Consider the following 24,579-nt stretch of genomic DNA (forward strand, 5'->3'; position numbering starts at 1 on the left):
GCCAGTCGCCGGTTATGCTGTTATCGATCAATTTTTCTGTCGTGATGCTGGCAGCCGCCAGTTTTTCCGCTATGATAACGGCGTCCTGCAGTTTCTCCGTCGAAACGCTCCTGTCCGCGAGCTTTTCCGTCGTTATGCTGGAATCAAACAGCTTTTCGGTGGTCACGCTGCCGTCTACCAGCTTTTCCGTTATGACGCTGGCATCCTGCAGCTTTTCCGTTGCGACACTTCCGTCGATCAACTTCTCCGTCGTCACGCTGGAATCAAGCAGCTTTTCCGTCGCCACACTGTTATCCGCCAGTTTTCCCGTGGTTACGCTGCCCGCCGCAAGCTTAACCGTCGTCACGCTGCTGTTGGTGAGCTTATCAGTTGTAATGCCGCTATCGGCAAGTTTCTCGGTCGTTACACTAAAAGGAGCCAGTTTGCTTGTCAAAACGGCGCTATTGGCCAACTTGCTGAACGTTACGCTCTCATCGGCCAATTTGTCTCTGGTAATGCTGGCATCCAGAATCTTATCCGTCGTTACGCTACCCTTCGCCAGCTTGTTTTCCTGAACGGCGTCGTTTTCCAACAGATCGGATGTAATGAAAAGGTTGCGAATATAGCCCGCATCCAGCCCTTCGCCAAATAAATGTTCCGGCATAACCGACCCGGGAGCCAATTGGGAAGAACCTACCGCTCCATTCGCAAGATGACGGTTCTCCACCGATCCGGGGACGATGTGAATATTGGTAACCGAGCCGCGGCTAATATGCCGGCTTTCGATCACATTGGATTTCAAATGCCGGGAACTGATGGACTCCACATCGATTTTCACACCAGTAACCGCACCAGGAGACAGTTTATCGGCCGTTATGGCCATATCCTTGATCTTAGAAGATCTTATGGATTGTTCCGCCAAATGAACCGTATCGATGGAGGATGGAGCGATTTGCAGCGATCCGACCGCGCCATCAACGATGTGCTCGCTGGAAATAATGGAAGATGCAAGATTAGCTCCAGAAATCGTGCCGGATGCAATATGGAAACCGCTAACCGAAGATGCGGCCAGTTTTTCACCGTCTACGGCGCCGCTTGCCAATTTGCCGGAGGTCACAACGGCTTCCCCCAGATGGCTGGTTTTTACAGCCTGGTCCGCCAAGTGGATGCCTTTCACCGACTCCCTGGACAAATGCCGTCCTTCAATCGTTTCATCTGCCAATTGGGTTCCCGTTATAGAAGAAACGGCAAGCTTTTCCGCTGTGACCGTCCCATTGCCTAAATGCTCCGTCTGGATAGCTCCATTTTCGATGGCATCTGAGCCGATAACACCGGGGTTCAGATGTTCACTGGATATCGATTGGAAAGCCAGTTTGTCACCCGTAATCGCCTGTTCCGCCAGATGATAGTTCTGCACAACATCAGCGCCGATATGCTGCGAATGGATGCTTCCGTCAAGCAGATGTCTGTCATTTACGGCATAGGGAGCTAGTTTATCCCCCGTAACGGAGCTGTCCCCCAGCTTATCTGTAATGATAGAACCGGCGGCAAGCTTGGAGGAATTCACCGAAGCTTTTGCCAAGTGATAGGGCCCGATTGCGGAAGCCGCGATATGAATGCTGTTTACGGACTGCTCCTGCAAAAGCTCACCGGATATCAGGCCTGGATGCAGGTGCTTGGCTTCAATTGCGCCATCGGCGATTTTTATGGCATCGATGGACTTATCCGCCAGCTTATCTGGGGTAACGGCTCCGTCTTCCAGTTTGCTGCCGGAAATGGAACGCTCGCGCAACTTGCCTCCCCACAAAGAACCGTTGGCCAAATGGGAATCGGTTATGGATTCCGGAGCGATTTTGCCTGACGTAACGGCGTTGTTCGCGATCTTGCCGGTGGTAACCGCATAATCCCTTAAAGACCGGGTGCCAACACTGTCCGGACAAATCTTGCTCTCATCCACGGAAAAGGGAGCCAACTTGTCTTCCGTTACCGCCCGGTCCACCAGATCGTCCGTATACACAACAGGAATCCCTTGAAACTCTTCCTTCCGCTGGGCCATAAGCACCGAAAGCTCCGCTTTTCTTTCCTTCTGAACAGCGATGGCTTCGTTAGGCCGATTCAGTTCCGCTGCAGACTTGTTTGCCGCTTTGGTGGCTAATCTCTTTTCCATGATGGGCTCTTTCACAATTTCCGACTCAATGCTTACATCATAGGCTTTGATGGAGGCAGGCTCGCTAATAGCCTCAAATTCCTTAATGGAATTCCGATTGTTCTGCCTCCCCTCCTGAAAGGGGCTACTATCAACAATCAACTCGGTTGTAGAACTGGAGGGGTTATCTTTATTGTCCTTTTGCGCTTCCTTTTTCCGTTCATACAGCCAGCTTAACTCCCGGGCGTTCGGATCATGTACATAACCGTCTTCCCGCTTTCTTTTCGGCTTGATATCGTCTATCCTCCGTTGCTTGAAATCGTCTATCCTCCGTTTTTTCATCTGCAATCCCCTTCCGGTAATCCAAAACTCATAGACAGGATATGCGTCTATCTCCTTTTGTGACTCTCGTCTAGCCGTTTGAAAAAAAAGTGGATCATCCAACACAAAAAACCGCCTTGATAACCTCCCCTAGATGGAGAAGGATCAAAGCGGTCTGTGTGTTTCCATTTGCTTACTCAGTTCGGCATCTTACAAATCCATTACCGGTACAGCGCCTTCCAACCAATTGATCTGACTGTCGATCATAAAACGGCTCGTCCAATGCTTATCTGACGTATACCAATTGTGGAACCCTGCTGTGCTGCAAAAGAGTGCCTCAACCGCCGCCTCTGTCTTTTCCTCTATGACCGAATTTAGCAGTTGCATGAAATCTTCCGGCTTGTGCTCCGTCTGTTCCAGCACTTTGAGAAACCATTTGTATGAAGGGAATACCGTTTCATTATAAGCCAGGATCAACCGCCCGGCGAACATGACATATTGACTCAAGCTATAGTCGATGAGCAGCTTGTTATTGCGCTTCAACGCTTCGTAATAATACCAGCGCCACGTTTCGAACTGGGCATAAAACGCATTGTAACGCTCGGCTTTCATGTCCACCGGATAAACGGATGCATCGCGAACCAACCGTTCCAATTCCGGAAACCGGGAATACGTGACAAAGGCACCTTGAAAAGCGAATTTCGCTGGCTCGCTGCCGAACGCCGCGACTTTTTCGATAAAGTCCACGGATATATACTTGCCGTCCACATAGCCGTCCTTGTAGGAGCAGGACTCCGTCTCAAAATACACAACATCGCTATGTTTCAATGTCTTTTGATAATCCTCTTCAGATAGAACGATCATGATATCGATATCGGAAGACTCCGCAGCAAAACCATGGGCGACGGAGCCGCCGATAATCACGCCGAGAACGTCTTCCCGCGCTGCCAGCTTGCTCGTAATGGCATCGATCGCTTCCTGATGATGCTTGTACATTGTCAATCACCTTCCACCTGTATTGCGTCCTTCACGGGCTGCCACAAGCCGCCCCCCGGCAGCGGGCAGCCCCGCTGCTTCAGCTTCGCCACCACTGGAACGATGCAGCCGCATGACCGGCAGGTGAAACCGCCTTCCAGCTTGGAACACAAACGGCAGACCGACAGCCGCTGCTGATAAACCTCATCGGATACGCAGACATCGGGGGAGGAAAACATGGGCCCCGCCAATATTCGCGCGATCTGCTCCTCGGTCACCTTATAATCGTCTCTACAGCCTTTGCACAACGATTCGGCAGTCACTGGTTTTTGGCCTACGCTTCCGGAGTGAGTTCCAATGCCGTGACGGACATCGGAGGCAAAGTAACGGTCAATTGGCCGTCCTTCAGTTCAAAAGCGGAAAACAGCTGCGGCTTCACGTTATCCGGTTGTTCGAAGGTGTTATGCGCGTCGATTTTTCCGGCTGTGAGGGTCTTGCCTGTAACTAGCAGGGATTTCCCGGCGAGTCCACGGATATCCAGCGATACGAGTGAAGCTTCCATCGGGTTCAGATTGCACAAGCTGATGTGGATCTTGCCAACGTTATCTTTGGACGCCGTTGCGGAAACGGCCGGGATTTCGCTGCCTTCAAAGCAGTAAGTGCCGCCGTCCAGGGATAGCTCCAGCAATTCCGAGTCCTGATGCACTTTGTACATATCAAACACATGATAGGTAGGCGTAAGAATCATCTTTTCACCTTCCGTCAGGATAACGGCCTGCAGCACATTGACGGTTTGAGCGATGTTGGCCATCCGCACCCGATCGCTATGTTTGTGGAAAATATTAAAAGTCAGTCCCGCCACCAGCGCATCCCGCATCGTGTTTTGCTGATAAAGGAAGCCGGGAACCGTTCCGGGTTCTACGTTGTACCAGGTGCCCCACTCATCGACGATCAAGTCGATCCGCTTGTCCGGGTCGTACTTGTCCATAATGGTTTTGTGACGGGTAACAAGCTCGTCCATAAACAAGGAGCTTTTCAGCGTACGGAACCAGTCCGCTTCGCCAAAGCCTGTTGCCGGTCCCTTGTCGCTCCAGTCACCGGTAGGAAGCGTATAGTAATGAAGCGTGATGGCATCCATGAAGCGTCCCGCTTCCCGCATCAGAACCTCCATCCACTCATAATCTCCTGCATTTGGTCCGCAGGCGATACGGTGGATTTTGTTGCCGTCATAGTTGCGCACATAGGTTTGATAGCGGCGATAAAGATCGGCGTAATATTCCGGCCGCATGTTACCGCCGCAGCCCCAGTTCTCGTTGCCCACACCAAAATAAGTCACCGACCATGGCTCCTGCCGACCATTGGAAATGCGCAGCTCCGACATCGGCGACTCGCCGCCGAAGGTCATGTACTCCACCCACTCGGACATTTCCTGCACCGTGCCGCTGCCGACATTGCCATTGATATACGGCTCACAGCCCAGTTGACGGCAAAGTTCCATGAATTCATGGGTGCCGAAATGGTTGTTTTCGACAACACCGCCCCAATGGGTGTTGACCATGCGCTTGCGGCCTTCTGACGCGCCGATTCCGTCTTTCCAGTGGTACTCGTCGGCAAAACAGCCGCCCGGCCAACGCAGCACCGGAATTTGAATCTGCTTCAGAGCCTCTACGACATCGCTGCGGATTCCGTTCACATTAGGAATCGGCGAATCTTCTTCCACCCAAATGCCTTCATAAATGCATCGTCCCAAATGCTCGGAAAAATGCCCGTAAATATTGCGGTTAATCGTTCCTTTGCCAAAGTCCGCGTTCAATATTCCTTGCAGTGCCATCTCTCAACACATCCTTATCTTTTTTCGTTCAATGTAATGAGTCTACAATACGGCTTCGCGAACATAAATGATGGATGATGCCGACAAACTGATCGATTGTCTTTTTGACTAGCTGATGCATCCTCTCTTACTGTAAAAAAACAGGACCAAGCGCCATCCGAGCTTGTCCTGCAGTACGTCGCCTATTTATATTTTTGCGGGAGCTGACTCTTGTTGGAACGGAAGCGGGAAGGAGTCATCCCGGTTTTTTTCTTGAATTGGCGCATGAAATGCACATCGTTCTCATAGCCGCATAGGTGGGCAACTTCGGATATGCCGTATGCCGTATTTTCCAATAGATACATGGAGTATTCCAGACGGTTGTTGATCATATCGTTATGGACGGATATCCCGAACAAATCGGTATAGATCCGCTGAAAATAGGACCGGCTCAAATTGACTTTTGCCGCCAGCTCATCAATGGAAACTAACCTATTTGGAGACTGGTAAATTTCATTCCGCAATTCAATGAACTCGCTGTAGTACTTGCTGCTTTGCTCGTTTAAACCGACATGATTTTGAATGTCGCTCAGCTTCATGAACAGGCAGCGGATCGTCGCATCCATAATTTCATCGCGGTGAGCACCTGCATGGATGTGCTCCATTTGCAGCTCCTGAACCTTCCGGGAAATATAGAGGGGGTCCGGAGCATGAACAATCGTATCCAAGGGCAAATGAAGCGCTTGAAAAAAATCATCCATTCCATCGCCGTCAAAATGAAACCAGTCATGGATCATGGTCGTTTCGTTGTTGCGATAATAGTGTTTGCTTTCTCTTCCATATATAATAAATGTGTTTTTGTCCGCCACTTGCGGCTGATCGTCCGACCCGATCTCCATCGGGCTGCGAAACAATAGAAACAGATAATCTCCGCTTCCATGGGGACGGTCGATGATAAAGCCTTCAGGATGCGCGACATTGTAACCGACTTTATTCAAATAGATCATGCCGTATCACCATATTCACAATTTTCTCTTCTCACTCTAGCGCCCATCATGAAATAAAGTCAAGATGGCCTTCTGCCGCTCTATCCCTCGCATTTGTAATTAAACTGTAATGTGCCGTTAATCACATTTTAACTATAGCTGCTTATACTAATAAGTGACCCCCCTTTTAATTATAATATTCACCTTTGGCCCGCGGCCCGTTGCCGGCGGGTCTCTTTCTTTGTTTGACGTGCTTTATTGCGCTTCCCGCCATAATGTGTCAAGATAGTCCAATGAATCTAAACGATAGGTGCAGGTGAATATACATGCTTGAAGGGTTTTTCCGGTTGCTCACAGAGCTGTCGTCCCATAAAGCCGTTTCCAAAATCGCCGGTGCTTTTGCCAATTCCCGGGCCAGCCGGCGGTTTATCCCCTGGTTTATAAAAACCTACAGCATCCCGGCAGCCGATGCCGAAAAAGAAATAACTGCCTACGCGACGTTGAACGATTTTTTCACCCGCAGGTTAAAACCCGATCTCCGTCCAATCGATGCGGCGGCTGACGCCTTGGTCAGTCCGGTTGATGCGCTGATTACTGCCATGGGCACCATTCAGGACGGAGAAATTCTCAATATCAAAGGCCAGGATTATACGGTAGAGGAACTGTTGAACCATTCCCCCCGGGCTGTCAGCTATCGGCACGGTTTTTATTTTGTCCTCTATTTAAGTCCCATGGATTATCACCGCATTCACTCCCCCGCATCCGGACGGATTTTGGAACGGGAGCATATTCCCGGAAAAGTCTACCCCGTCAACGATGCCGGATTTAAATACGGTCGCAAAGTACTCAGCCGCAATGAACGGCTCATCACCTATGTACGCACGGAACACGGCGAAATCGCCGTCGTGAAGGTCGGCGCCCTTAACGTAAGCAGCATCCGCTATGCAGATGAGCTGCAGGATCAACTGGAGATAGGCGGTGAATTAGCCCGCTTTGAGTTTGGGTCCACCGTAGTCTTGCTTACCGAAAACGGAGTGTTCAATCCCCTCCAGGAATTGCGGCCTGACGTAAAAGTAAAGATGGGGCAGCTTTTGGGTCATCTTCACCCAAAAGAATAGTCTTGCGAAACTATATAAGTTGAACGAAAGATTGTAAGGATTTCGTCCCTGCAAAACCTGATTATTCTGGAGAGTCGCTGTTGCACTCAGATTCCATGATTAGATAATCCCATATAAGGTAGGAATCTGATAAGAAAAACACCTATCGATGTACATTCAAAGAAGCCAGACCGCGTATAAAGGTAGTTTTTCTTTCGATATCAGGAAGCCGATGCTCCGAGTTTTATACTTTCCGATATCGTCGCAAAGGCGACCGCTACCGCTATCCTGAACTAATCTTCGTTAATCGAAGATTGGTTTCAGGTGGCTTCGCCGATTTTCACACCTTCGCTCGTGACGTGCAAGCGGCATGTGTGGCGTATCCAGAACAATCGGTTTCTCCGCTCCTTCATCCCTTTCTTTAGTTCAACTTATATAGCAACCGATAGGATCAGGAGGCTCAGCATGTCAACCCTTGCAAATCCCCCTCTAAGCCAAGCTGCGAAAGCGGATAAGCCGACGATTTATCGCATCCTTTTCGCTATCAGCTTGGTGCATTTGTTCAACGACTCCATTCAAGCCGTTTTCCCGGCAATGAACAACCCGATCTTCCGCGACACGATGCATCTCAGCTACACCCAAATCGGCTTCATTGCCTTCGGCCTCAATTTCACGGCTTCGATCATGCAGCCGATTGTCGGAATCTATACGGACAAAAGGCCGTCACCGTTTCTGCTTCCCTTGGGCATGGTCTCCACCTTTCTCGGCATGCTGCTCCTGGCCTTCAGCAACAGCTACCCGATGGTGTTAGTCTCCGTCGTCCTGGTGGGAATCGGCTCCGCCGTATTCCATCCCGAGGGCTCCCGGGTCGCCAATATGGCATCGGGAACGCGCCGCGGGTTGGCCCAATCCATCTTCCAGGTAGGCGGAAACGGCGGCCAAGCGCTGGCTCCCCTTTTCACCATTCTGATCCTGCTGCCTCTCGGACAGAAAGGGACCATCTGGTTTACCTTAGTGGCGGCAGCGGCTATTCTGGTGCAGATCTTCGTTGCTTCCTGGTATACGAAGGAGCTTGCCCAGAGGCCGCGCAAAGCAAAACACGGTGCTGCCCGCGTCATCAGCAAAGAAAGAAAACGGCAAGTCATGTCCGCCATGGTCGTTCTTATCTTTCTCGTCTTCGTCCGCTCCTGGTATCACACCGGCATCAGCAACTATTTCGTTTCCTATTTAAGAGAAGAACTGGGAATGGGCAAGTCCGCTTCGCAATATTTTCTATTCGCTTTTCTGGCCGCCGGAGCGCTCGGTACCTTCTTCGGGGGCCCGATTGCAGACCGCATCGGCCGAAAAAAAGTACTCTTCTTCTCCATGGTGGGCTCCGCGCCGTTTGCCCTGTTGCTGCCCTATGTTCATCCGGCTTTGGCGCTGGTGCTGCTTCTCATCATCGGCTTTATCATTCTTTCCAGCTTCTCCGTTGCCGTCGTATACGCCCAGGAACTGATCCCCGGTAAAATCGGCACCGTTTCCGGTCTCGTCACCGGTTTGGCCTTCGGCTTAGGCGCCGTCGGCGCCGTGGTGCTGGGCAACCTCATCGATATGACCAGCCTGAGCTTCGTCATGAAAATGTGCTCCTTCTTGCCTCTTCTGGGTGTTGCCACCTATTTTCTTCCTTCCGATAGCAAATTGAAGGAATGGTCGGAGGAGCAAGGCGAAATGTCGGTATAAACCATGACATAATGGCAAGAGCCAAACCTAAAGAACGCCGGAAACCATCCAATGCCTTACGGCCTGGATTTTCCGGCGTTTTCGATTTTTTATAAGGGCATCTGTCCATCGAATCAAAACATTCTACGGCATTCAACTGTCTGCAAGCAGCTTGGCATACTCCAGCGGATTCAGGTAGACTCTTTCATCTATGCTTGGTCCGTATGCTTTGCTGACGGATACTTTAGCCGATTGAGCGTTGCATTCGATCAACCATATTTGTCCATTGCGGTCCAAGCCAAAGTCGATCCCGATTTCACCGAATGTTCCGTAACGCTCTTCAACGCTTTTATAAACCTTCCGTAAAAAATCGTAAATTCTCGTTTTTAAATCCTCGATTTCGCTTTCGGAATATTGAGGGAATAGCTTCGGCAAATAATCACTGAACGGATAAGCAGCGCCATGGGTGGAAATCGGTGAATTCTCTTGTCCGACTCGGATCGGAATCGCCACAATTTCGATTTCCCCGTATTGGTTGCGCTGCACTTCGGCTCGCAGATCCACCGTGCGGTCATCGCCGACTTTCACCAGATCGATTCCTTGCTGGACAAGGATCGGTCTATCTCCAAAAAATTTCTCCAATACCTGGTTCATTTGCTTAAAATGTCTCGCATCGTCACGAACGAGGTTGCCAAGAATGGAGTAGCTGTACCGGTACCCCTTGTGCTTCACTTTAATAACCCGCATCACCTGCTTACCCCGTCTGCCTTCACGCGCTTTAATATAAACATCGCCCAATGTACGGATATACTCTCTTGCCTCGCTTGTGTTGTCGATCGGAACGGTAAACGGCAAATAAGGCTTCACATCGGGGTCTGTATGCAAGTGCTGGAAGAGTTCTCCTTTGTCGAATACCCAAAGGGCATTGATTCGTTTGATTCCCATATCATCGAATCGACTGACGACACGGGCTACCCCTGCGAATGGCCCGCCCCGGACGTAAAGCACCTGCGGCAAGGGGAATATTTTGCGCCGCCACGCATTGTCCTGGGTATCGTAATACATGCCGGATATGCTTTTTTGCTCGTAATCGATATCTCTCGTTCCAAAAAAATACAGGATTGTTTCAGCCACTCGGTTTGCTTCGGCTAGCTTTTGAACGCGAATCGTCTTCACGAATCGCTCTCCCAGTATGACGCCGACAATCGCTCTCTCACGGGAATCCGATGTCAAATGGATTCTCCTCCTCAGGTGGAATCAAGTTATTGCGGCATGGTTTTGGCTCTTCTCGAATAATTGGGCATTTCATTTACAGAAACGACATCAGCCGTTTTTTTTATTGGTTTGTTCCAGTATTTTTCATTACCCGGCAGATCGTCGAACCAAGCTGCCTCCTTCGGGCAATCCAAAATCATCAGCTTGCCGTAGTCGCCGTCCCTAGACTGGTGATATTTCAGGTAAATCTTGCCGTTTTCCACTGCCAATATTTCAATTTTGCCCGATGTGTGGCTCATGCAGAGCTTCACCCGTTTACCGAGACCGGAAGTCCGCGACTTCGCTTCTTCAACGATGCGGTATACGTCTGTAAGTCCCAGAACAAATCCGCTGTTGCCGGCCACAGGACGATTTACGAAGAAATAATACGGCGTAACGCCCGCCCAAGACAATCGATCCAAAAGCTCGCCGAGTACGGCGGGATCATCATTGATACCCTTCAGTATAGGCGTTTGATTTACCACAATCACACCGGATTCATACAGCGCTTTAAAGCAGGTTCTGGCTTCAGGTGTAATTTCCCGCGGATGGTTGACATGAGCCATGACGTAGATTCTTTTTTCTTCAGTGGAATAAGAGCGCAGGAGTTCAAGCAGTTCGCTGTCTTCATAGATGCGCATCGGATTGAAAAGCGGCATCTTCGAACCGATACGGATGATCTTCACATGCTCGATGGACCGAAGTACCTTCAAGATAGCGCCTAACCTTTTGGTTGATAAAATAAAAGGATCTCCACCCGTCAACAGGACATTGTTGATTTCAGGATGGGCCGCGATGTACTCAAGACCTTGCTGAATGTCCGGCATCGCCTCATTCACATCGTCACGGAACAACCGTTTCCGGAAGCAGAACCGGCAGTAGGAGCCGCATACTTCCGAAACAAGAAGCAGCGCTGTCGTTCGGTACTTGTGCTGGCATCCCTTTACCACATAGTTGGTATCTTCGTCGGAAGCGTCCCACCGTCCATACTCCTGTAATTCACTCTCTCTTGGTATCACCAGCCGCCGAATCGGATCGTTCGGATCGGTCCAATCGATAAGCTTTACATAATAATCATTTAGCCGAAAAACAAACTTATCGATAACGGGCTGTAGTGCTTTTTTTTCACCTTCCGTCAAATGCGGAAGACTGTTGATATCCGTTATATATTTAGTAGGCATAGGGATTCACGCTCTCCATTAAAGGATTTGATGCAAACGATCCAGATATAGATCCATTGTTTTTCCTATAGGAACCGCTTTGCGGATCGATTGGACGCTTTTATGCAACCGGATCTCACGAATAAGCGGATAAGGGATGTGAAGTAAAGCGAACAGCAGACGCCGGTCTTCGGCACTGAGCGGCCGAAAACGGTCGTAATACTCGATCCATTGGATCCATTCGTCATTCTTCCAGGCCACATTTCTTTGTAAAATATGGGCAAAATCCGTCATTCTGGGCGATAGAGATGCATTCTCAAAATCAATGAGATGCATATGACCACGAGGATCCACGATCAGATTGGGGTAATTGTAGTCTCCATGCACAAAGGCACCGCGACTAGCCTCGTGCTCAACAGCTTCGATGCACTTCTCTTCGTTCAAATGACGAATGGCCATATCGCATAAATCGATATACGGATCGATAAAATTCGTTTCATCAAAGGCAAGCAAAACGTTACGGTAGTGTTCGACCTTCGCGGATAGATGGGTGTACCGTACTCTTGCCAGCGGAATGTCGCCATGCGCCGGAAGCTCCGCATACAGATGGAATTCGGCAAGTGTCCGTAGCGCCTTTTTCCACTCAGCGCGTTCATTGAAATTCGCCTGCCTCCCAGGCACCCAGTCCGTGAGCATGACTATACGGTTCTTACTCTTGAAACAGTAGGTTCCGTCATCTCTCGCGACAACCTGCGACCCAAACCGAAATCCCGAATTCGCAAGATGAACCAGCACGTTTGCGATGAATTCAACTTCCGATTTTTCATACTTGTAGCTTTTCACGCAAATCTGTCTGTCCTCAGCGGTTGTCAGCCTATGAACATCGCGAATCCCCTCTAAAATCCGGATCTTCATAGGTGTGTACATTTGCTCAATTCGAGAGGCTAACGACATCGGCGTCCATCCCTTGGTCCGGATCCGATATGGAAATCGACATTCGACTAGATCCTAAATTTGCCCAGGAATCCAGCCACCCCACCCATTCCATTCGCCTGCCCCATGTCACTTTCAGCACATGGAACGTAACAGAGGGGCGACCTGAAAGAATTTGCCTGGCCGCGATCCATGCTTCGCGGGGCAGCCGGGTGAGGGAAACAATGAGCTGCCACTCCTCATAACTCAAAGGGCGAACAGATTCGTAACCGGAAAGAAATGCTTTAGTGAGCGGGACTGAAAAATTCGTGACATTGGCCAGCGTTTTTGCAACTTCATAGTAGGTTGAGCCCGGCCTGGCAAGCTCCCAGTCTATCAGAAAGACATTGGCGGACTGAACGATTACATTGGGTCTGGTCACATCACCATGAATGATCGACGGCTTCTCTTCCTCCAAAATACGCTGGATGCTTCCTTGGTTGATCACGTTCCATGATTCTTCTGCCAGACTCAGGCAATCCGCGCCATGCTCCTGAAACCACTCCCAAAGCTCCCTTTTTTCACTGTTAAGCTTCTCAAGACGAGAGGTGAACAGTTGGTGCATCCTGCGAAAACGGTTGATTTCCCGTAGCGTGTAGGAGGGGGAAACAGACTTCGAAAAGGTTGTGCTCTGATGCAGCCGAGCCAGTATCGCACCAAGACGTAAAAAATCATTCTCTTTATCGCCAAGCTTGGTCCCGTTAATCCACTCAGTTACGTAAAAAAATTGGCCGTCCTGCGGGGACCAGTATTTTCCGTTTTTTCTAGGAATCCATCGCGGCAAGCTGCTGAAATTGCTTGACCTGATGTCATCTAAACGTTTATGAATGCCGCTCAAACGAGCAAACGAACCTCTAAAGGGCTTTAGACAAAATGTCCCCTTATCCGTAGATACCCGATAAGCAGCCTCTTTCCGGTAGAGAGAATGATACGCTTGTACGTTGTAAAGCCGGAGGGCATATTGCTTAAGAACCGAAGTCAGGTGTTTTTTTCGGGTTGACGATACCACTAACGACATCCCCTCCCCTTACAATCGAATCTTTATCGAAACATGCGCTAGGTCAATCGTTTTGGTTCCTAACCTAGGGAATTCAAATAAGGGCCGAAAGGTGTTGGCTTGAGCGGAGAGAATAGAAGTAAACGTCAAAAAGCCCTCCCCTGATTATCAAGGTGAGGGCTCTCATCATGGATCTCAAATATAATAGCTTTCCGGGCTGTTCACGTAGCTCAACCATTGCTTTGTCTTATCCAAAAGCCGGCGGATGCCGTCTTGGGAGGAAAAGGTATGATCCGCGCTGTTGATGATTTCTTTCTCGCAATGTCCCGATGTGCGGATGCGGAACACTTTTTGGTAAAGGAAGCTGTAATCGACGGGAATGACGTCATCGCTCGTTCCATGTACCAAGAGCACGTTCCCGGGAAACTTCCGCACCTCCTGGAACGGATGGTGGCTGACCAGGGAGTTGAAGAAACCGGCCGACAGCCGATATCCGGCGTAATCCGTGCTGCCGGCGTGGATCGCCTCCTCGTAAGCGGCTTTTCCGACGATGCGCACGATATCGTTGATGGGGTTGGCCACAGGGGACCACAAGATCAGGTTTTTGATGCGCCGGTCGACAGCCGCAACATGAATGGCTACGGCCCCGCCAAGACTATGCCCCAGAAGGGTGATCCGTTCCGGATCGATGCCGGGGAGACCCTCCGCATAGTCGATGACGCCTATGGTTTGGGCGATCATGGAGTCAAGACCATTATCGCCATAATCGCCGGAGCTCTCGCCGCAGCCGGCAAAATCGAAGCGGAGAACCGCAAAGCCGTTTTCACCCAGCTCTCGCCCTGCTTTCACGAACAGCCGGTCCACACCGATTCGGCTGCCAACAAACCCGTGACAGATAATAACGAGAGGCGCGAGAGCCTCCGGCTCATTCCCAATATGATCAGGCTCATGCAAGCTAGCCGCCAATTCCAATTGATTTATACGGATGGATAAAATGGATTCAGCCATGCGGATTCTCCTTTTCATTAAATTCACATCAGTTTACTTGGTTTTATGATCATAGCATTCTTCTACTCATGCGTCAACCCCTCATCGCCGCGCATTGAAGGGTAGATTCGCCTAAATCTTAAGCGCACCCGCTTACCATTCGATATCCGCAACAACCGCGTGGTGATCGGAAGCCGTCGTGAATTTCACCCAAGTCCGTTCCATTTTGACAGGCATATTCCGGAATATATGATCAATCTCCTTGCCGTTCGTCGCATGGGTTGGTGTCATTTCCTGCAAACCAATCTTCCGCCAGCCGATGGGCATGTTTTGCAGCCTCGGGTCACTCGGAAGCATATTAAAATCGCCCATCAAGAGCGCGGGTTCGTCTAGAGACTCCAATTCCTTCCGGAGTTCCTTGAACTGTCGGTCTTTTTCTTTAGCGAAAACGCCGATATGGGTGTTCACCACCGTTAAGGGGCAATCTCCCAGATCCAATTTTACCGTTAAAATACTGCGTCTCTCCTGCGTTCCCTGCAGGTATGTCACCCGTTTGGATAAAAAGGGATGCCGGGAGAGGATAGCGTTGCCATACCTGGTCAGTCCCAGATGGATGCTGGATGCAAAAGCTCCGTGAACACCTAGCTTATGGGTCACCCGGAAGAGCTGGTCGTGAAAATAGCTGCGGGGGTGAAAGCGATCCACTTCCTGAAGAGCGATGATGTCAGCGTCGACGGACTCGATTTCCCGCGCGATACGGGCAATATCCGTTTTTCCATCCATTCCCTGGCCATGGTGAATATTGAATGTCATCGCACGTATTTTCATCGCCATCCCCCTCCTCCCCTCGCCGGAGCTTCCTTATCGTTTCATATTCTAACATAGACCCTTACTCGGAGATAATCAAACTTAGGCGCAGAAATGGAAATTTAACAAATAAAACCGTTTTCGTGATTCACACCTTGTGAAATGGGGTAATAACTAGCCTAGTATCAACCGGGCTAACCGGTTAAATTCACCATAAAGGAGACGTGGCAAATGAATCATATCGCGGGCTGCCGTTCTATGATCTTGATGAAAAAGATGCAATCAGCCGAATGCAGACTTTTGGAATTGACTCTCCTTTTGGACAAAAACCCGGACGATCAAACCGCACTTCGACAGTACAACGAAACCGCCGAGCGGCGAAAAGCCGTAGAGAGCTCACTTGGGGTAAACCACATTCTTTATCGGCATGCCCTCCCTGCCATGACAACGAGTTCAATCAACCATTGGAATTGGAACCGTACCTCCTGACTTTCGACGAAAACATAGATCAATCGTTAATCGAGAAAACGCCCCTCCAGTTGGAGAGGGCGTTCCTTTAGATTCAAGGTGATTGCTTCATTCTGTCGGAAATAGCGGTTATCCGCTTGACTCCCTCGACCAGATCTTCCTCATCCAGTCCACCAACACCAAAGCAAGCGGACGGGGCGCTGCCTTGATGGAAAAAGCGGCTCGCATCCTCCCAGATCACCCCTGCCTCTCGGGCATAATCGCCGAAGGTGTGCCAATCATCCTCCGTTCCTTTCCACCAGGCAAACAAATGCAAGCCGGAGTCGCTGGGAACGATGCGGAAGCGGTCTCCCAGCTTTTCCATCAGTTCCTGCTCCAGCCGCTTATATTTACGGCTGTAGGCGTGGCGCATCCGCCGCAAATGCCGTTCAAAACCGCCGGTACGGATGAAGGTCGCCAGCGTCCTCTGCTCCAATACAGACGAGGCAAAGGGTTCAAACAGGCGTTTTGCCTGTAGGAAGGCAGGTTTGAGCGCTGGCGGCAAAATCGCATAACCGAGCCGCAAACCTGCCGGCAAGCTCTTGGAAAAAGTACCGATATAGGCGACCCGGCCCTCCCGGTCTAGACGCTTCAGCGGCTCCACCGGCGTACCCCGATGGCGGAAGTCGCTATCGTAATCATCCTCCACAATGACGGCGGATTGCTCGCTAGCCCAGTCCAGCAGCTTGAACCGCCGCTCCAGAGGAAGCACCGCACCGGTGGGAAACTGCCGGTTCGGCGTTGCGAAGAGCAACCGGGCCGACCATTTTTCCGGAATCATCCCGAATTCATCCATTTCAGCAAAGAGCGGTTTCCCGCCGGCCATCCGAACAGCATGAGAGATGCCGTGATAAACCGGGTTCTCCATGACCACGGAATCCTCCGAGCGAATGAGAATAAGCGAAAGCAGAGCGATCGCTTGCATCGAGCCGTTGACGATCACGATATCGTCAGCAGAAGCTTCAAGTCCGCGGGTTCGGTGAATATATTGCGCGATCGCTTCCCGCAAGGGCAGGAAGCCCTCCGTCGGAACCCGCTCTCCTTCCCGGCCGCTTCGCTGCCTAAGCTCGTCCCGCAGCGCCTGATTCCACTCGGTAAAGGGAAACCGGGAAAGGTCCGACCGGTTGATAGCATACGAGATGGTCTTCCGCCCGTTCGTCGCCCCTTGGGCGGGCTCCATGCCTGAAGGCGCATTCTGCAGCCGCTCTCCCCAGTCGGAAAGCTGCAGCTCCGCCATCCGTATCCGCGTCCGTTTCCGGGTATCCTCGTAAGCCGAAAAGGTGCCGCTGCCTGCTCGGCTCGCCAAATACCCTTCTGCCGTCAACATTTCGTATACCTGATTGACCGTTCCTCTGGAAATGCCATAGAGGGCAGCAAGCTCGCGGCTGGCCGGAAGCCTTGCTCCAGCTGGCACCGCGCCTTGTTCAAGCGCAGCCTTGAGTCCGTAATAAAGAGCTTCCTGCTTGGTTTTATAGATCGTGCGGTACAAGGAATAGGCGATTTGAAACTCCATCTTCACTCGCTCCTCTCCCGAAACTCACACCGGAAATTGGTACAATAAAATCAGTCTAAAACGGATCTGTTTCCCTGTCAATTTGTCGGATATAGTAGAGAAAAACAGGATGTAGATAGGGGAATGGACATGAGAAGACATGAATTTTCCGTTGAAGATTGGCAAGAGGCGGAAGCGTTTCTTGCGGAAGCGAGCTTTGGCGTACTGGCTACGACGGGGCCGGACGGCTGGCCGGGAGCAACTCCGATCAACTTCGTTTTTTTAAAGGACAATCTCTACATTCACGGGAGCCGAGCCGGACAAAAAATGGAAGATATAAAGGAAGATAACCGGGTGAGCTTCAGCATCGCCAAAGAATACGCCATCATCCCCTCCTATTTTACCGATCCGGTATACGCTTGTCCGGCTTCGGCTTTCTTCAAGTCGGTTTGCATCAAAGGGAAAGCCTATCTGGTAGACGATCCCGCTGAGAAAGCCGAGGCGATGGAAGCCTTCATGCGCAAGCTCCAACCGGAAGGAGGCTATGAACCTATCACCCCGGAGGGCTATGGCTCCCGCTTGACCAGTGTGGCTGTCGTCCGCATCGAACCGGAGGATTGGTCAGCGAAATTCAAATTTGGACAGAACATGGGAGGCGAGCAGCGGCAGCACGTCATGTCGGAGCTCGTAAAACGGGATTTGCCCGACGATAAAGAAACGGCTCGGCTTATGGAGTTATACTGTCCTGTCCACAAAAAATGACCGATTTTTACGCGGTGCAATGTTCACGTAATGGACGCCTGTTCATTAGTGACGCTTTAATGCGGAAGTGTTATAATAACTCCCAGAATAAACGGCTTCTGTTAGAAAAAAGCGACACTTTCGGAAGGATGAAGGAAGATGAATCCACAGGCTGCGCAGTTGAATGAAACCATCCACAAGGCGAACCCCCATGTGTATGACATGCTGTCCACACTCGGCAAAGAAATCTATTTTCCCAAGCTTGGTATTTTGAGCCAGTCCGCGGAAGCCAAGACGAAAGCGAAGAAATTCAACGCTACCATTGGCACGGCGCTGGAAAACGGCACACCGATGCACCTTGGCGTCATTCAGGAAACGTTATCGGCCTACGATCCTAAAGATTTGTACGAATACGCTCCCGCTCCCGGCAAGCCGGAACTGCGGGCCGCATGGCTCAAAAAAATGGTGGCGGATAATCCGTCCATGGCTGGAAAAAGCTTCAGCAACCCCATCGTCACCAACGCCTTGACCCATGGTCTCAGCATCGTGGCCGACCTTTTTGCAGACAGCGGAGATGCCGTTATTTATCCGGATAAGAACTGGGAAAACTACGAGCTCACCTTCGGTATCCGCCGGGGCGCAGAGATCGTCAATTACCCGCTATACGACGAAACAGGCGCCTTCAACGCTACCGGCTTGAAGGAAGCGATCTTAGCCCAGCAATCCAAGGGTAAAGCCATCGTCGTCCTGAACTTCCCTAACAACCCGACGGGCTATACGCCAAACGCCGAGGAAGGCCGCAAGATTGTCGAAGCTGTTCTTGCCGGAGCAGAAGCCGGAATCAACGTCATCGTTGCCACGGACGACGCGTACTTCAGCCTGTTTTTTGAAGATTCCCTGCATGAGTCCATTTTCGGCTCCCTGTGCGGCCTGCACCCGCGGATTCTGCCCATTAAAATCGACGGAGCCACCAAGGAAGAGTACGTCTGGGGCTTCCGCGTCGGCTTCATCACCTATGGTGGAGACGGAGAGCATGCCGATCTGCTTGCCGCTCTGGAGCAAAAAACGACGGGGATCATCCGCGCCACCATCTCCAGCGGTCCGCATCCGTCGCAAACCTTCGTTCTGCGCGCCCTGACATCCCCCGGCTTCGAGGAGCAGCGCCAGGAGAAGTTCCGCGTCATGAAAGGCCGCGCCAACAAAGTCAAAACCGTATTGGATAACGACAGCTATTCCGACGCTTGGGATTACTATCCCTTCAACTCCGGCTACTTCATGTGCCTGAAGCTGAAGACGGTGAATGCCGAGACGCTGCGCCAGCATCTGCTGGAGAAGTATGGCATCGGCACCATCGCTCTGGGTGACACCGATCTCCGCGTAGCCTTCTCCTGCATTGAGGAACCCGGCATTCAAGAGCTGTTTGATTCGATCTACAGCGGAGTGAAGGACATCGAGTAGTAAGTCGTCCATGTATAGATAACGAGAAAAGCACCGCCCAAGTCTGCGGCAGCCGTAACAGCGCTGATCCGTCCCTTTGGAGCGGTGCTTTTCGTATGTCAGTTGAAAAAATTCGGAGATTGGCATAATCTGTGGACAGTGGTTGTCTTCCATCTCCAATGTCCGGTCAGATGATTACGACTTAAGGAGCACCTGTGAGCGGGAGAGGAAAGCCCCTTCCCGGAAGTTCCTCCAGGCTTTTGAAGACAAAGCCTTCCTTGCGCGCCCGATCGATAATGGAGCCCAGCGCCTCCGTGTTATCCCGGGAAACGGAATGGAGCAAAATAATCGCGCCTGGATGCAATTGAGAAATCACCCGCTCATAGGCGTAGGCGGCTCCCCTCTGCGCATTAGTGTCCCAATCCTTATAAGCCACCGACCAAAACACGCTGGTATACCCTTCCGCCTTGGCAATGGCAAGTGAACGAGCGTCAAAGATGCCCCTAGGCGGGCGGAGAAAATGCATACGGTCGCTGCCGATAAGCCGTGCCGTTTCTTGCTTCACCTTGGCCAATTCTTCCTTAAGCCGCGCATCGCTGATCTGGGTGATATCGGGATGGGACCAGGAATGGTTGCCGATCACATGGCCTTCCTTCGCCATTCGCCTAATCAGCTCGGGCTGATCCTTCAAGTAATGGCCGGTGACGAAAAAAGCAGCCGGAACCTTTTTCTCCTTGAGTATGTCAAGAATACGCGGAGTAAATCCATTTTCGTAGCCGTTATCAAAAGTGAGGTACAGGTTTTTATTCGCCGTATCACCAAGAAACACGCCATCGTTCTTTTGCAGGAGATCCTTAAAACCTTCGTCATCAATGGAAGCAGGCAGGCGGTCATGGCTTCGCTTAAAGCCGAAGTGATAAGGTCTATCCCCAGCATCCGCCGCAGCATGGGCGGGCGGGAGGTTTGCCATAAGCAGGCAGACAACCGTAATCCAGGCGAAAATGAAGATCCTGATGGATTTCACGCGGGCAACGCATCCTTTCAGGCGCTGTTTGCGCAGTTGGATAAAGACATAGTGGAACAGGGGTATTATGTCTGAAAAGCAGCGCCGTTATCCCAAAAAAAGCGCCATCCATTGCGCTCTCCCTGTCCGATTTTTGGGTAAGTAGTGAGCATACCGTAATCAGAATAAGGAGGTTCGAGCAAGATGAAAAGAAAAATCCATTTGAAATCGGCTGCAGGAGCCGCGCTTCTTCTCGGCTTATCGCTTGTTTTTGGGGCATGCGGCACTGCCACCAATGCATCCGAAACTCCTGCTCCCGCTACGGCAAGCCCGGCACCGTCCGTGAGCGCGGCTCCGTCACCGGCCGTTACCACTCTTCCCACGACTGTTCCGGCAGCTCCCACAGCAGCGCCAACAGCCACTCCGGAGTCGAGCAAATCACCGGAAAAAATCGAAACCGAAAACAAAGCATTCCGCATCACCGCTCCTCTGCCCAACTCTACCGTAGGCAAATCATTTAAAGTGACAGGGCAAGCGAAGGTGTTTGAGGCGGCGTTCAGTTATTCTTTTGAAGACGGGCACAATGTGTTGGCAAAAGGTAATGTTATGGCAGATAAAGGCGCCCCGGAATGGGGGAACTTCGAGTTTACCGTCAACTTTGAGCACGCAACCAACAGCACAGGGCTGCTGGTGATTTATGAGACGAGCGCCAAGGACGGCTCGCCGGTCAACCAACTGGTGATCCCAGTGAAATTTGAAAAGGACCTGGTTGTGCCGCTGTCCCAAAATGAAGCGGGAACAAATTAAGCCGATTCTCCGAAAGTCTCAGCAAATAGGCTTTCCACGAAAAGTCATGTATACTAGTTGAGTTGAACGATTCTTATCATAATTGTCGACGAAGGAACAGAGTCGTTCAAACTTACATCGATCTAACGACCTTTCAAGGAGGCTTTGAGCAGCATGGTTTATTCGGCAAACGAATCGCGCTATGAGTCCAAAGTTTACAACCGGTTGGGGAAAAGCGGTTTGAAGCTGCCTCCCATCTCCCTGGGATTATGGCATAATTTCGGCGGTGTCACGCCTTATGAAAATGGGAGAGAGATGGCCCGCCGCGCTTTCGATATGGGCATCACCCACTTCGACTTGGCTAACAATTACGGGCCTCCCGCCGGATCGGCGGAAGAATCCTTCGGCCGCATGTTGGCGGATGATCTGCATCCCTACCGCGACGAAATGATCATATCCACGAAAGCCGGCTATTACATGTGGGCCGGTCCTTATGGCGATTGGGGTTCCAAAAAGTATCTGGTGTCCAGCCTCGACCAAAGCTTGAAACGGATGAAGCTGGATTATGTCGATATTTTCTACCACCACCGTCCGGACCCGAATACGCCGTTGGAAGAGACCATGGCTGCCCTCGATCTCCTGGTGCGCCAAGGTAAAGCGCTCTACGTCGGCATCTCCAATTACTCCGCAGCACAAACCGAGCAGGCTCTGGCCATTCTTAAAGAGTTAGGCACGCCTTGCCTGATCCATCAGTTCCGCTATTCCATGCTGGACCGTCGGGCAGAGCAAGAAGGCTGGCTGGACGTTCTGGACCGGGAACAGGTCGGCAGTATCGCCTTCTCTCCCCTAGAGCAGGGCATGCTGACAGATCGCTATCTCACCGGCATCCCCGGGGATTCCCGTGCGGCGGGAGGCAGCGTCTTCCTGAAGCCGGAAGCGCTGACGGACACAAAGATGGAGAAGATCCGCAAGCTGAATGAAATCGCCGTACAACGCGGGCAAAAGCTGTCTCAAATGGCGCTGGCTTGGGTTATTCGCGGCGGACGTGTCACCTCCGCCCTCATCGGCGCCAGCAAAGTAAGCCAGATTGACGATGTCGCTCCTCTTCTGGAGGGGATCGGCACCTCATTTTCCGCCGACGAACTGCAACGAATTGAAGCGATTCTTCAAGGGTAAGAATAACGATAGAAAAAGGCAGAGCCGGATTATCACCGGACTCTGCCTTTTGTTTTTCACGGTTGAAAGTTGATTACCGCTTTCTCCGCCTGTTTTTCAACAGTTCCTTTCCCCAGCGGTACAACGTGCTTACGCCAAGTGACAGCCCGACGAAAATTCCGGAAAACGTCACGCCAAGAGCAAGGTATTGAAAGAACGAATATTCTCTCATAGCCGACCAATTAATCGGGTATTTTAAATCGTCAATGACCTGGTTCATGCCGTATATCCCGCTAATAACGGCGAAAACGGTGAGAATGACCAACAAATAATTGGAGCGCCTGCTGGAAGAATCGTCCTGGTATTTATACAGGTCGTTCAACGTTCGCTTGACTTCTTCGTACAGATTCACATGCCCGAACAGCCGCCGGAGCTGGATGAATATCTCCCGTCCCTGGGACTGGGTGACCAATTCCAGAAAGAAATACTTGGAGGAAAACGTGGTGATTTCGCTGATGAGTTCCTCGATTTGCTCTTGATTCTTCACAAGAGAAATGCGGGAGTACTGGTTGGACAACTTCAGCAGCACGATTTTATGGAAAAGATTCAGCAATAGACCATAGTAAAACTCCCCATACATCTGGTTCGCCAGTTCAGTAGCCTTTCGCTTCTCAATGTTGGTAATGCAGCAAAACGAGCTGTCATCGATCACATAGTGGGTATTCGGGGCCCAACGTTCATACTCATGCCCTTGCAAATATCCCGCAATGTAGGATTTATTGCTGGAGCTGATAAAAGGCTTCCCTTCATGATTGACACCATCGATCCTTCCGGCCCTATAGCGGTCCTCTTGGCTGATCTCTTCCCCCTCCGGAAAAGCGTAGAAAGCCTGCACATACATCCGTTCGTCCACAAAATACGGCATCGTCTCAAAATAGGCGCCTTGCATCTCCCGTTTGTCCAAATAGGGCAGCAGCCCGGAAACGACGCATTTGAACAGAAAATCCTCCACCTCGGCATATTCCCGATCATCATGAACAATGAACGTGGTGTCATCCTGCGGGGTAATATCCTGCAGCGCCCGAAACCGGTTAGCAAATTCCAAAGCTTCGGTAAAGGTCAACGTTTCCTGCAAATCGCTTTTCACCTGGGTACGTACCGTAATGAAACCCAAATCAAAGGGACAGAGAATGACATCCGCCGACAGGATCGTAAACCGGATGTTCATATAACTGGTCTTAAGCAGACAATGATAGTCGAGCCGACGGGAAAGCCGTCTAAAGGTGCTATCGTCGGGCTCATGAGGAAAAATGACATTGGCGGTAAACGGCAGGAAATAGCGCTCCATATTGCGGTGGGACACCTGATACTCTTCGCCGTAGAATTCATGCTGTTGATCCAAGTTTTTCAACGAAAAGGAGCGGTAGCCGTCTTCTTCCAACTGATGGATAAAATCTTTTTGCGAACCGGGATTCACCGAAAAAGGAAAAATAAATTGCATAAGAGCGGATTCCAATGTTTTCTCATGCAGCTCGGGACTTACCAACTTCATCTACCTCCGATTATCCGCAAACGGTCATCTGTTATTCGCTCACTTGCCGATCTGAAGCTTAAGGGATACCTTTATCGCATCTTTGTTAAACTGAATGTTTTTTATGGCGATGAGCGGCGGCAGCATCTCATTAACCGGAACCGCTACATCCTGGATATCGAGGAGGCTCTTCGGCAGCGGCTTGCCGTGAATGGATGCTTGCTGGAAGCTCGCTTTGAGATAGGGCGGCTCCCATGCCAAGCGGTAAGTCAACTGCACGCCTGCCTTCCAGCGCCCCCGCAGCAGTAGGTTCACATCGGCGTAGATCACATCTTGATCCCGAGTAAAACGTGCTCCCGTAATCCGGACGCCGGAGGCGACATTGGGATCTTCAGCCAGCTTGCTTACGAAAAGACTGTTCATTTCCTCATCGTTTAAAGTAACCGCGAATTGACCGCTCTCTGCTATCTCGCGGATTTTGGCCCCGAGATCGAAGGGCTTGTAGTCCAGCGTCAGCTGCTCTTTAGGTTGAATATAGCGGACTGCGCCGTAATAAGCTCCGCCGAGGAGCAGCCCAAGGACAAGGAGTACGAGGAGGAGCTTCCTCATGAACCTCCTCCGTCTTTCTTCTGCTTGTCCTTCAGCCATTTCGGCGCGCCTTTCATCTTGCGGTCGCGGTCGCGTTCGCTCTTGGCGCGGCCGGCGGAAGCGGCCGGCGGCTTGGCGGCGCTGGCG

21 protein-coding genes and 1 pseudogene are annotated in these 24,579 nt (G+C 51.0%); 7 read left to right on the plus strand and 15 right to left on the minus strand.

Going from position 1 to position 24,579, the window contains the following annotated elements:
• The 5 genes and pseudogenes from TJ79_RS10300 to TJ79_RS10320 form a co-directional block, all read right to left on the minus strand.
• Positions 1 to 2,467: pseudogene (locus tag TJ79_RS10300) on the minus strand (hypothetical protein); the annotation flags it as partial.
• Between the two features lie 189 nt (positions 2,468 to 2,656).
• The gene (locus tag TJ79_RS10305; RefSeq protein ID WP_040950225.1) at positions 2,657 to 3,442 is read right to left on the minus strand and encodes a nucleotidyltransferase domain-containing protein; all 786 of its coding nucleotides are present in this window, start codon (positions 3,440 to 3,442) and stop codon (positions 2,657 to 2,659) included.
• A 2-nt stretch (positions 3,443 to 3,444) separates the two neighbouring features.
• Positions 3,445 to 3,744 carry a DUF6171 family protein gene (locus TJ79_RS10310; protein WP_040950226.1) on the minus strand — a complete coding sequence of 100 codons (300 nt, stop codon included), beginning with the start codon at positions 3,742 to 3,744 and terminating at the stop codon, positions 3,445 to 3,447.
• A gap of 11 nt (positions 3,745 to 3,755) precedes the next feature.
• Entirely contained in the window at positions 3,756 to 5,252 is a 1,497-nt protein-coding gene (locus TJ79_RS10315) for an alpha-N-arabinofuranosidase (RefSeq protein ID WP_040950227.1), read from the minus strand.
• Between the two features lie 182 nt (positions 5,253 to 5,434).
• Positions 5,435 to 6,238, minus strand: a complete 804-nt coding sequence (locus TJ79_RS10320; protein WP_040950228.1) for a helix-turn-helix domain-containing protein — start codon at positions 6,236 to 6,238, stop codon at positions 5,435 to 5,437.
• 305 nt (positions 6,239 to 6,543) lie between these two features.
• Here TJ79_RS10320 and asd point away from each other — a divergent pair, with 305 nt between their 5' ends.
• Both asd and TJ79_RS10330 read left to right on the plus strand, forming a co-directional pair.
• Positions 6,544 to 7,335, plus strand: a complete 792-nt coding sequence (gene asd / locus TJ79_RS10325) for an archaetidylserine decarboxylase (protein ID WP_040950229.1) — start codon at positions 6,544 to 6,546, stop codon at positions 7,333 to 7,335.
• A gap of 444 nt (positions 7,336 to 7,779) precedes the next feature.
• Positions 7,780 to 9,036 (plus strand): MFS transporter, encoded by a 1,257-nt coding sequence (locus TJ79_RS10330; protein ID WP_040950230.1) that lies wholly within the window; start codon positions 7,780 to 7,782, stop codon positions 9,034 to 9,036.
• Between the two features lie 132 nt (positions 9,037 to 9,168).
• On the opposite strand, the gene TJ79_RS10335 is transcribed toward TJ79_RS10330, so the two are convergent.
• From TJ79_RS10335 to TJ79_RS10360, 6 genes are all read right to left on the minus strand, one after another.
• Complete coding sequence (locus TJ79_RS10335; protein ID WP_040950231.1) at positions 9,169 to 10,248, minus strand: YheC/YheD family endospore coat-associated protein; 1,080 nt, start codon at positions 10,246 to 10,248, stop codon at positions 9,169 to 9,171.
• Between the two features lie 29 nt (positions 10,249 to 10,277).
• Positions 10,278 to 11,450 (minus strand): KamA family radical SAM protein, encoded by a 1,173-nt coding sequence (locus tag TJ79_RS10340; RefSeq protein WP_420319383.1) that lies wholly within the window; start codon positions 11,448 to 11,450, stop codon positions 10,278 to 10,280.
• An 18-nt stretch (positions 11,451 to 11,468) separates the two neighbouring features.
• Complete coding sequence (locus tag TJ79_RS10345) at positions 11,469 to 12,344, minus strand: phosphotransferase (RefSeq protein ID WP_238322936.1); 876 nt, start codon at positions 12,342 to 12,344, stop codon at positions 11,469 to 11,471.
• Between the two features lie 16 nt (positions 12,345 to 12,360).
• The gene (locus TJ79_RS10350; RefSeq protein ID WP_081756825.1) at positions 12,361 to 13,419 is read right to left on the minus strand and encodes a phosphotransferase; all 1,059 of its coding nucleotides are present in this window, start codon (positions 13,417 to 13,419) and stop codon (positions 12,361 to 12,363) included.
• 174 nt (positions 13,420 to 13,593) lie between these two features.
• Positions 13,594 to 14,406, minus strand: a complete 813-nt coding sequence (locus tag TJ79_RS10355) for an alpha/beta hydrolase (RefSeq protein ID WP_040950234.1) — start codon at positions 14,404 to 14,406, stop codon at positions 13,594 to 13,596.
• Positions 14,407 to 14,538: 132 nt separating this feature from the next.
• On the minus strand, positions 14,539 to 15,213 hold the full coding sequence (locus TJ79_RS10360; RefSeq protein ID WP_040950235.1) for an endonuclease/exonuclease/phosphatase family protein: 675 nt from the start codon (positions 15,211 to 15,213) through the stop codon (positions 14,539 to 14,541).
• A gap of 210 nt (positions 15,214 to 15,423) precedes the next feature.
• On the opposite strand from TJ79_RS10360, the gene TJ79_RS10365 reads away from it, so the two are divergent.
• The gene (locus TJ79_RS10365; protein ID WP_040950236.1) at positions 15,424 to 15,681 is read left to right on the plus strand and encodes a spore coat protein CotJB; all 258 of its coding nucleotides are present in this window, start codon (positions 15,424 to 15,426) and stop codon (positions 15,679 to 15,681) included.
• Positions 15,682 to 15,754: 73 nt separating this feature from the next.
• Here the strand turns inward: TJ79_RS10365 and pdxR are convergent, their stop codons facing one another.
• Positions 15,755 to 17,212 carry a MocR-like pyridoxine biosynthesis transcription factor PdxR gene (gene pdxR, locus TJ79_RS10370; protein ID WP_040950237.1) on the minus strand — a complete coding sequence of 486 codons (1,458 nt, stop codon included), beginning with the start codon at positions 17,210 to 17,212 and terminating at the stop codon, positions 15,755 to 15,757.
• 129 nt (positions 17,213 to 17,341) lie between these two features.
• Between pdxR and TJ79_RS10375 the strand changes: the two genes are divergently transcribed.
• Complete coding sequence (locus TJ79_RS10375) at positions 17,342 to 17,953, plus strand: pyridoxamine 5'-phosphate oxidase family protein (protein ID WP_040950243.1); 612 nt, start codon at positions 17,342 to 17,344, stop codon at positions 17,951 to 17,953.
• A gap of 138 nt (positions 17,954 to 18,091) precedes the next feature.
• Positions 18,092 to 19,390 carry an aminotransferase class I/II-fold pyridoxal phosphate-dependent enzyme gene (locus TJ79_RS10380; RefSeq protein ID WP_040950238.1) on the plus strand — a complete coding sequence of 433 codons (1,299 nt, stop codon included), beginning with the start codon at positions 18,092 to 18,094 and terminating at the stop codon, positions 19,388 to 19,390.
• A 181-nt stretch (positions 19,391 to 19,571) separates the two neighbouring features.
• Here TJ79_RS10380 and pdaA read toward each other — a convergent pair whose 3' ends face one another.
• A complete protein-coding gene (gene pdaA / locus TJ79_RS10385) occupies positions 19,572 to 20,339 on the minus strand; it encodes a delta-lactam-biosynthetic de-N-acetylase (protein ID WP_081756827.1) in 768 nt (255 codons plus the stop codon).
• 237 nt (positions 20,340 to 20,576) lie between these two features.
• Here pdaA and TJ79_RS25895 point away from each other — a divergent pair, with 237 nt between their 5' ends.
• Entirely contained in the window at positions 20,577 to 21,179 is a 603-nt protein-coding gene (locus TJ79_RS25895; protein WP_052339464.1) for a Gmad2 immunoglobulin-like domain-containing protein, read from the plus strand.
• 153 nt (positions 21,180 to 21,332) lie between these two features.
• Positions 21,333 to 22,334 (plus strand): aldo/keto reductase, encoded by a 1,002-nt coding sequence (locus TJ79_RS10395; RefSeq protein WP_040950240.1) that lies wholly within the window; start codon positions 21,333 to 21,335, stop codon positions 22,332 to 22,334.
• 73 nt (positions 22,335 to 22,407) lie between these two features.
• On the opposite strand, the gene TJ79_RS10400 is transcribed toward TJ79_RS10395, so the two are convergent.
• Together TJ79_RS10400 and TJ79_RS10405 are read right to left on the minus strand one after the other, a co-directional pair.
• Positions 22,408 to 23,865, minus strand: coding sequence for a magnesium transporter CorA family protein (locus tag TJ79_RS10400; protein WP_052339465.1), 1,458 nt, complete (start codon positions 23,863 to 23,865; stop codon positions 22,408 to 22,410).
• A gap of 39 nt (positions 23,866 to 23,904) precedes the next feature.
• Positions 23,905 to 24,453: a hypothetical protein gene (locus TJ79_RS10405; protein ID WP_040950241.1), complete on the minus strand. Its 549-nt coding sequence runs from the start codon at positions 24,451 to 24,453 to the stop codon at positions 23,905 to 23,907.
• Positions 24,454 to 24,579 lie beyond the last annotated feature (126 nt).

This window comes from Gorillibacterium massiliense (assembly GCF_000455485.1).
Taxonomy (GTDB): Bacteria; Bacillota; Bacilli; order Paenibacillales; family NBRC-103111; genus Gorillibacterium; species Gorillibacterium massiliense.

What these genes read in the sequence shown, in the direction of transcription:
- TJ79_RS10375 (WP_040950243.1), top strand. Translation starts at nt 17,342, where the DNA reads ATGAGAAGACATGAATTTTCCGTTGAAGATTGGCAAGAGGCGGAAGCG.
- TJ79_RS10365 (WP_040950236.1), top strand. Translation starts at nt 15,424, where the DNA reads ATGAATCATATCGCGGGCTGCCGTTCTATGATCTTGATGAAAAAGATG.
- TJ79_RS10360 (WP_040950235.1), bottom strand. Translation starts at nt 15,213, where the DNA reads ATGAAAATACGTGCGATGACATTCAATATTCACCATGGCCAGGGAATG.
- TJ79_RS10380 (WP_040950238.1), top strand. Translation starts at nt 18,092, where the DNA reads ATGAATCCACAGGCTGCGCAGTTGAATGAAACCATCCACAAGGCGAAC.
- TJ79_RS10345 (WP_238322936.1), bottom strand. Translation starts at nt 12,344, where the DNA reads ATGAAGATCCGGATTTTAGAGGGGATTCGCGATGTTCATAGGCTGACA.
- TJ79_RS10340 (WP_420319383.1), bottom strand. Translation starts at nt 11,450, where the DNA reads ATGCCTACTAAATATATAACGGATATCAACAGTCTTCCGCATTTGACG.
- TJ79_RS10305 (WP_040950225.1), bottom strand. Translation starts at nt 3,442, where the DNA reads ATGTACAAGCATCATCAGGAAGCGATCGATGCCATTACGAGCAAGCTG.
- TJ79_RS10350 (WP_081756825.1), bottom strand. Translation starts at nt 13,419, where the DNA reads ATGTCGTTAGTGGTATCGTCAACCCGAAAAAAACACCTGACTTCGGTT.
- pdxR (WP_040950237.1), bottom strand. Translation starts at nt 17,212, where the DNA reads ATGGAGTTTCAAATCGCCTATTCCTTGTACCGCACGATCTATAAAACC.
- TJ79_RS10400 (WP_052339465.1), bottom strand. Translation starts at nt 23,865, where the DNA reads ATGAAGTTGGTAAGTCCCGAGCTGCATGAGAAAACATTGGAATCCGCT.
- TJ79_RS10395 (WP_040950240.1), top strand. Translation starts at nt 21,333, where the DNA reads ATGGTTTATTCGGCAAACGAATCGCGCTATGAGTCCAAAGTTTACAAC.
- TJ79_RS10405 (WP_040950241.1), bottom strand. Translation starts at nt 24,453, where the DNA reads ATGAGGAAGCTCCTCCTCGTACTCCTTGTCCTTGGGCTGCTCCTCGGC.
- TJ79_RS25895 (WP_052339464.1), top strand. Translation starts at nt 20,577, where the DNA reads ATGAAAAGAAAAATCCATTTGAAATCGGCTGCAGGAGCCGCGCTTCTT.
- pdaA (WP_081756827.1), bottom strand. Translation starts at nt 20,339, where the DNA reads ATGGCAAACCTCCCGCCCGCCCATGCTGCGGCGGATGCTGGGGATAGA.
- TJ79_RS10320 (WP_040950228.1), bottom strand. Translation starts at nt 6,238, where the DNA reads ATGATCTATTTGAATAAAGTCGGTTACAATGTCGCGCATCCTGAAGGC.
- asd (WP_040950229.1), top strand. Translation starts at nt 6,544, where the DNA reads ATGCTTGAAGGGTTTTTCCGGTTGCTCACAGAGCTGTCGTCCCATAAA.
- TJ79_RS10330 (WP_040950230.1), top strand. Translation starts at nt 7,780, where the DNA reads ATGTCAACCCTTGCAAATCCCCCTCTAAGCCAAGCTGCGAAAGCGGAT.
- TJ79_RS10355 (WP_040950234.1), bottom strand. Translation starts at nt 14,406, where the DNA reads ATGGCTGAATCCATTTTATCCATCCGTATAAATCAATTGGAATTGGCG.
- TJ79_RS10315 (WP_040950227.1), bottom strand. Translation starts at nt 5,252, where the DNA reads ATGGCACTGCAAGGAATATTGAACGCGGACTTTGGCAAAGGAACGATT.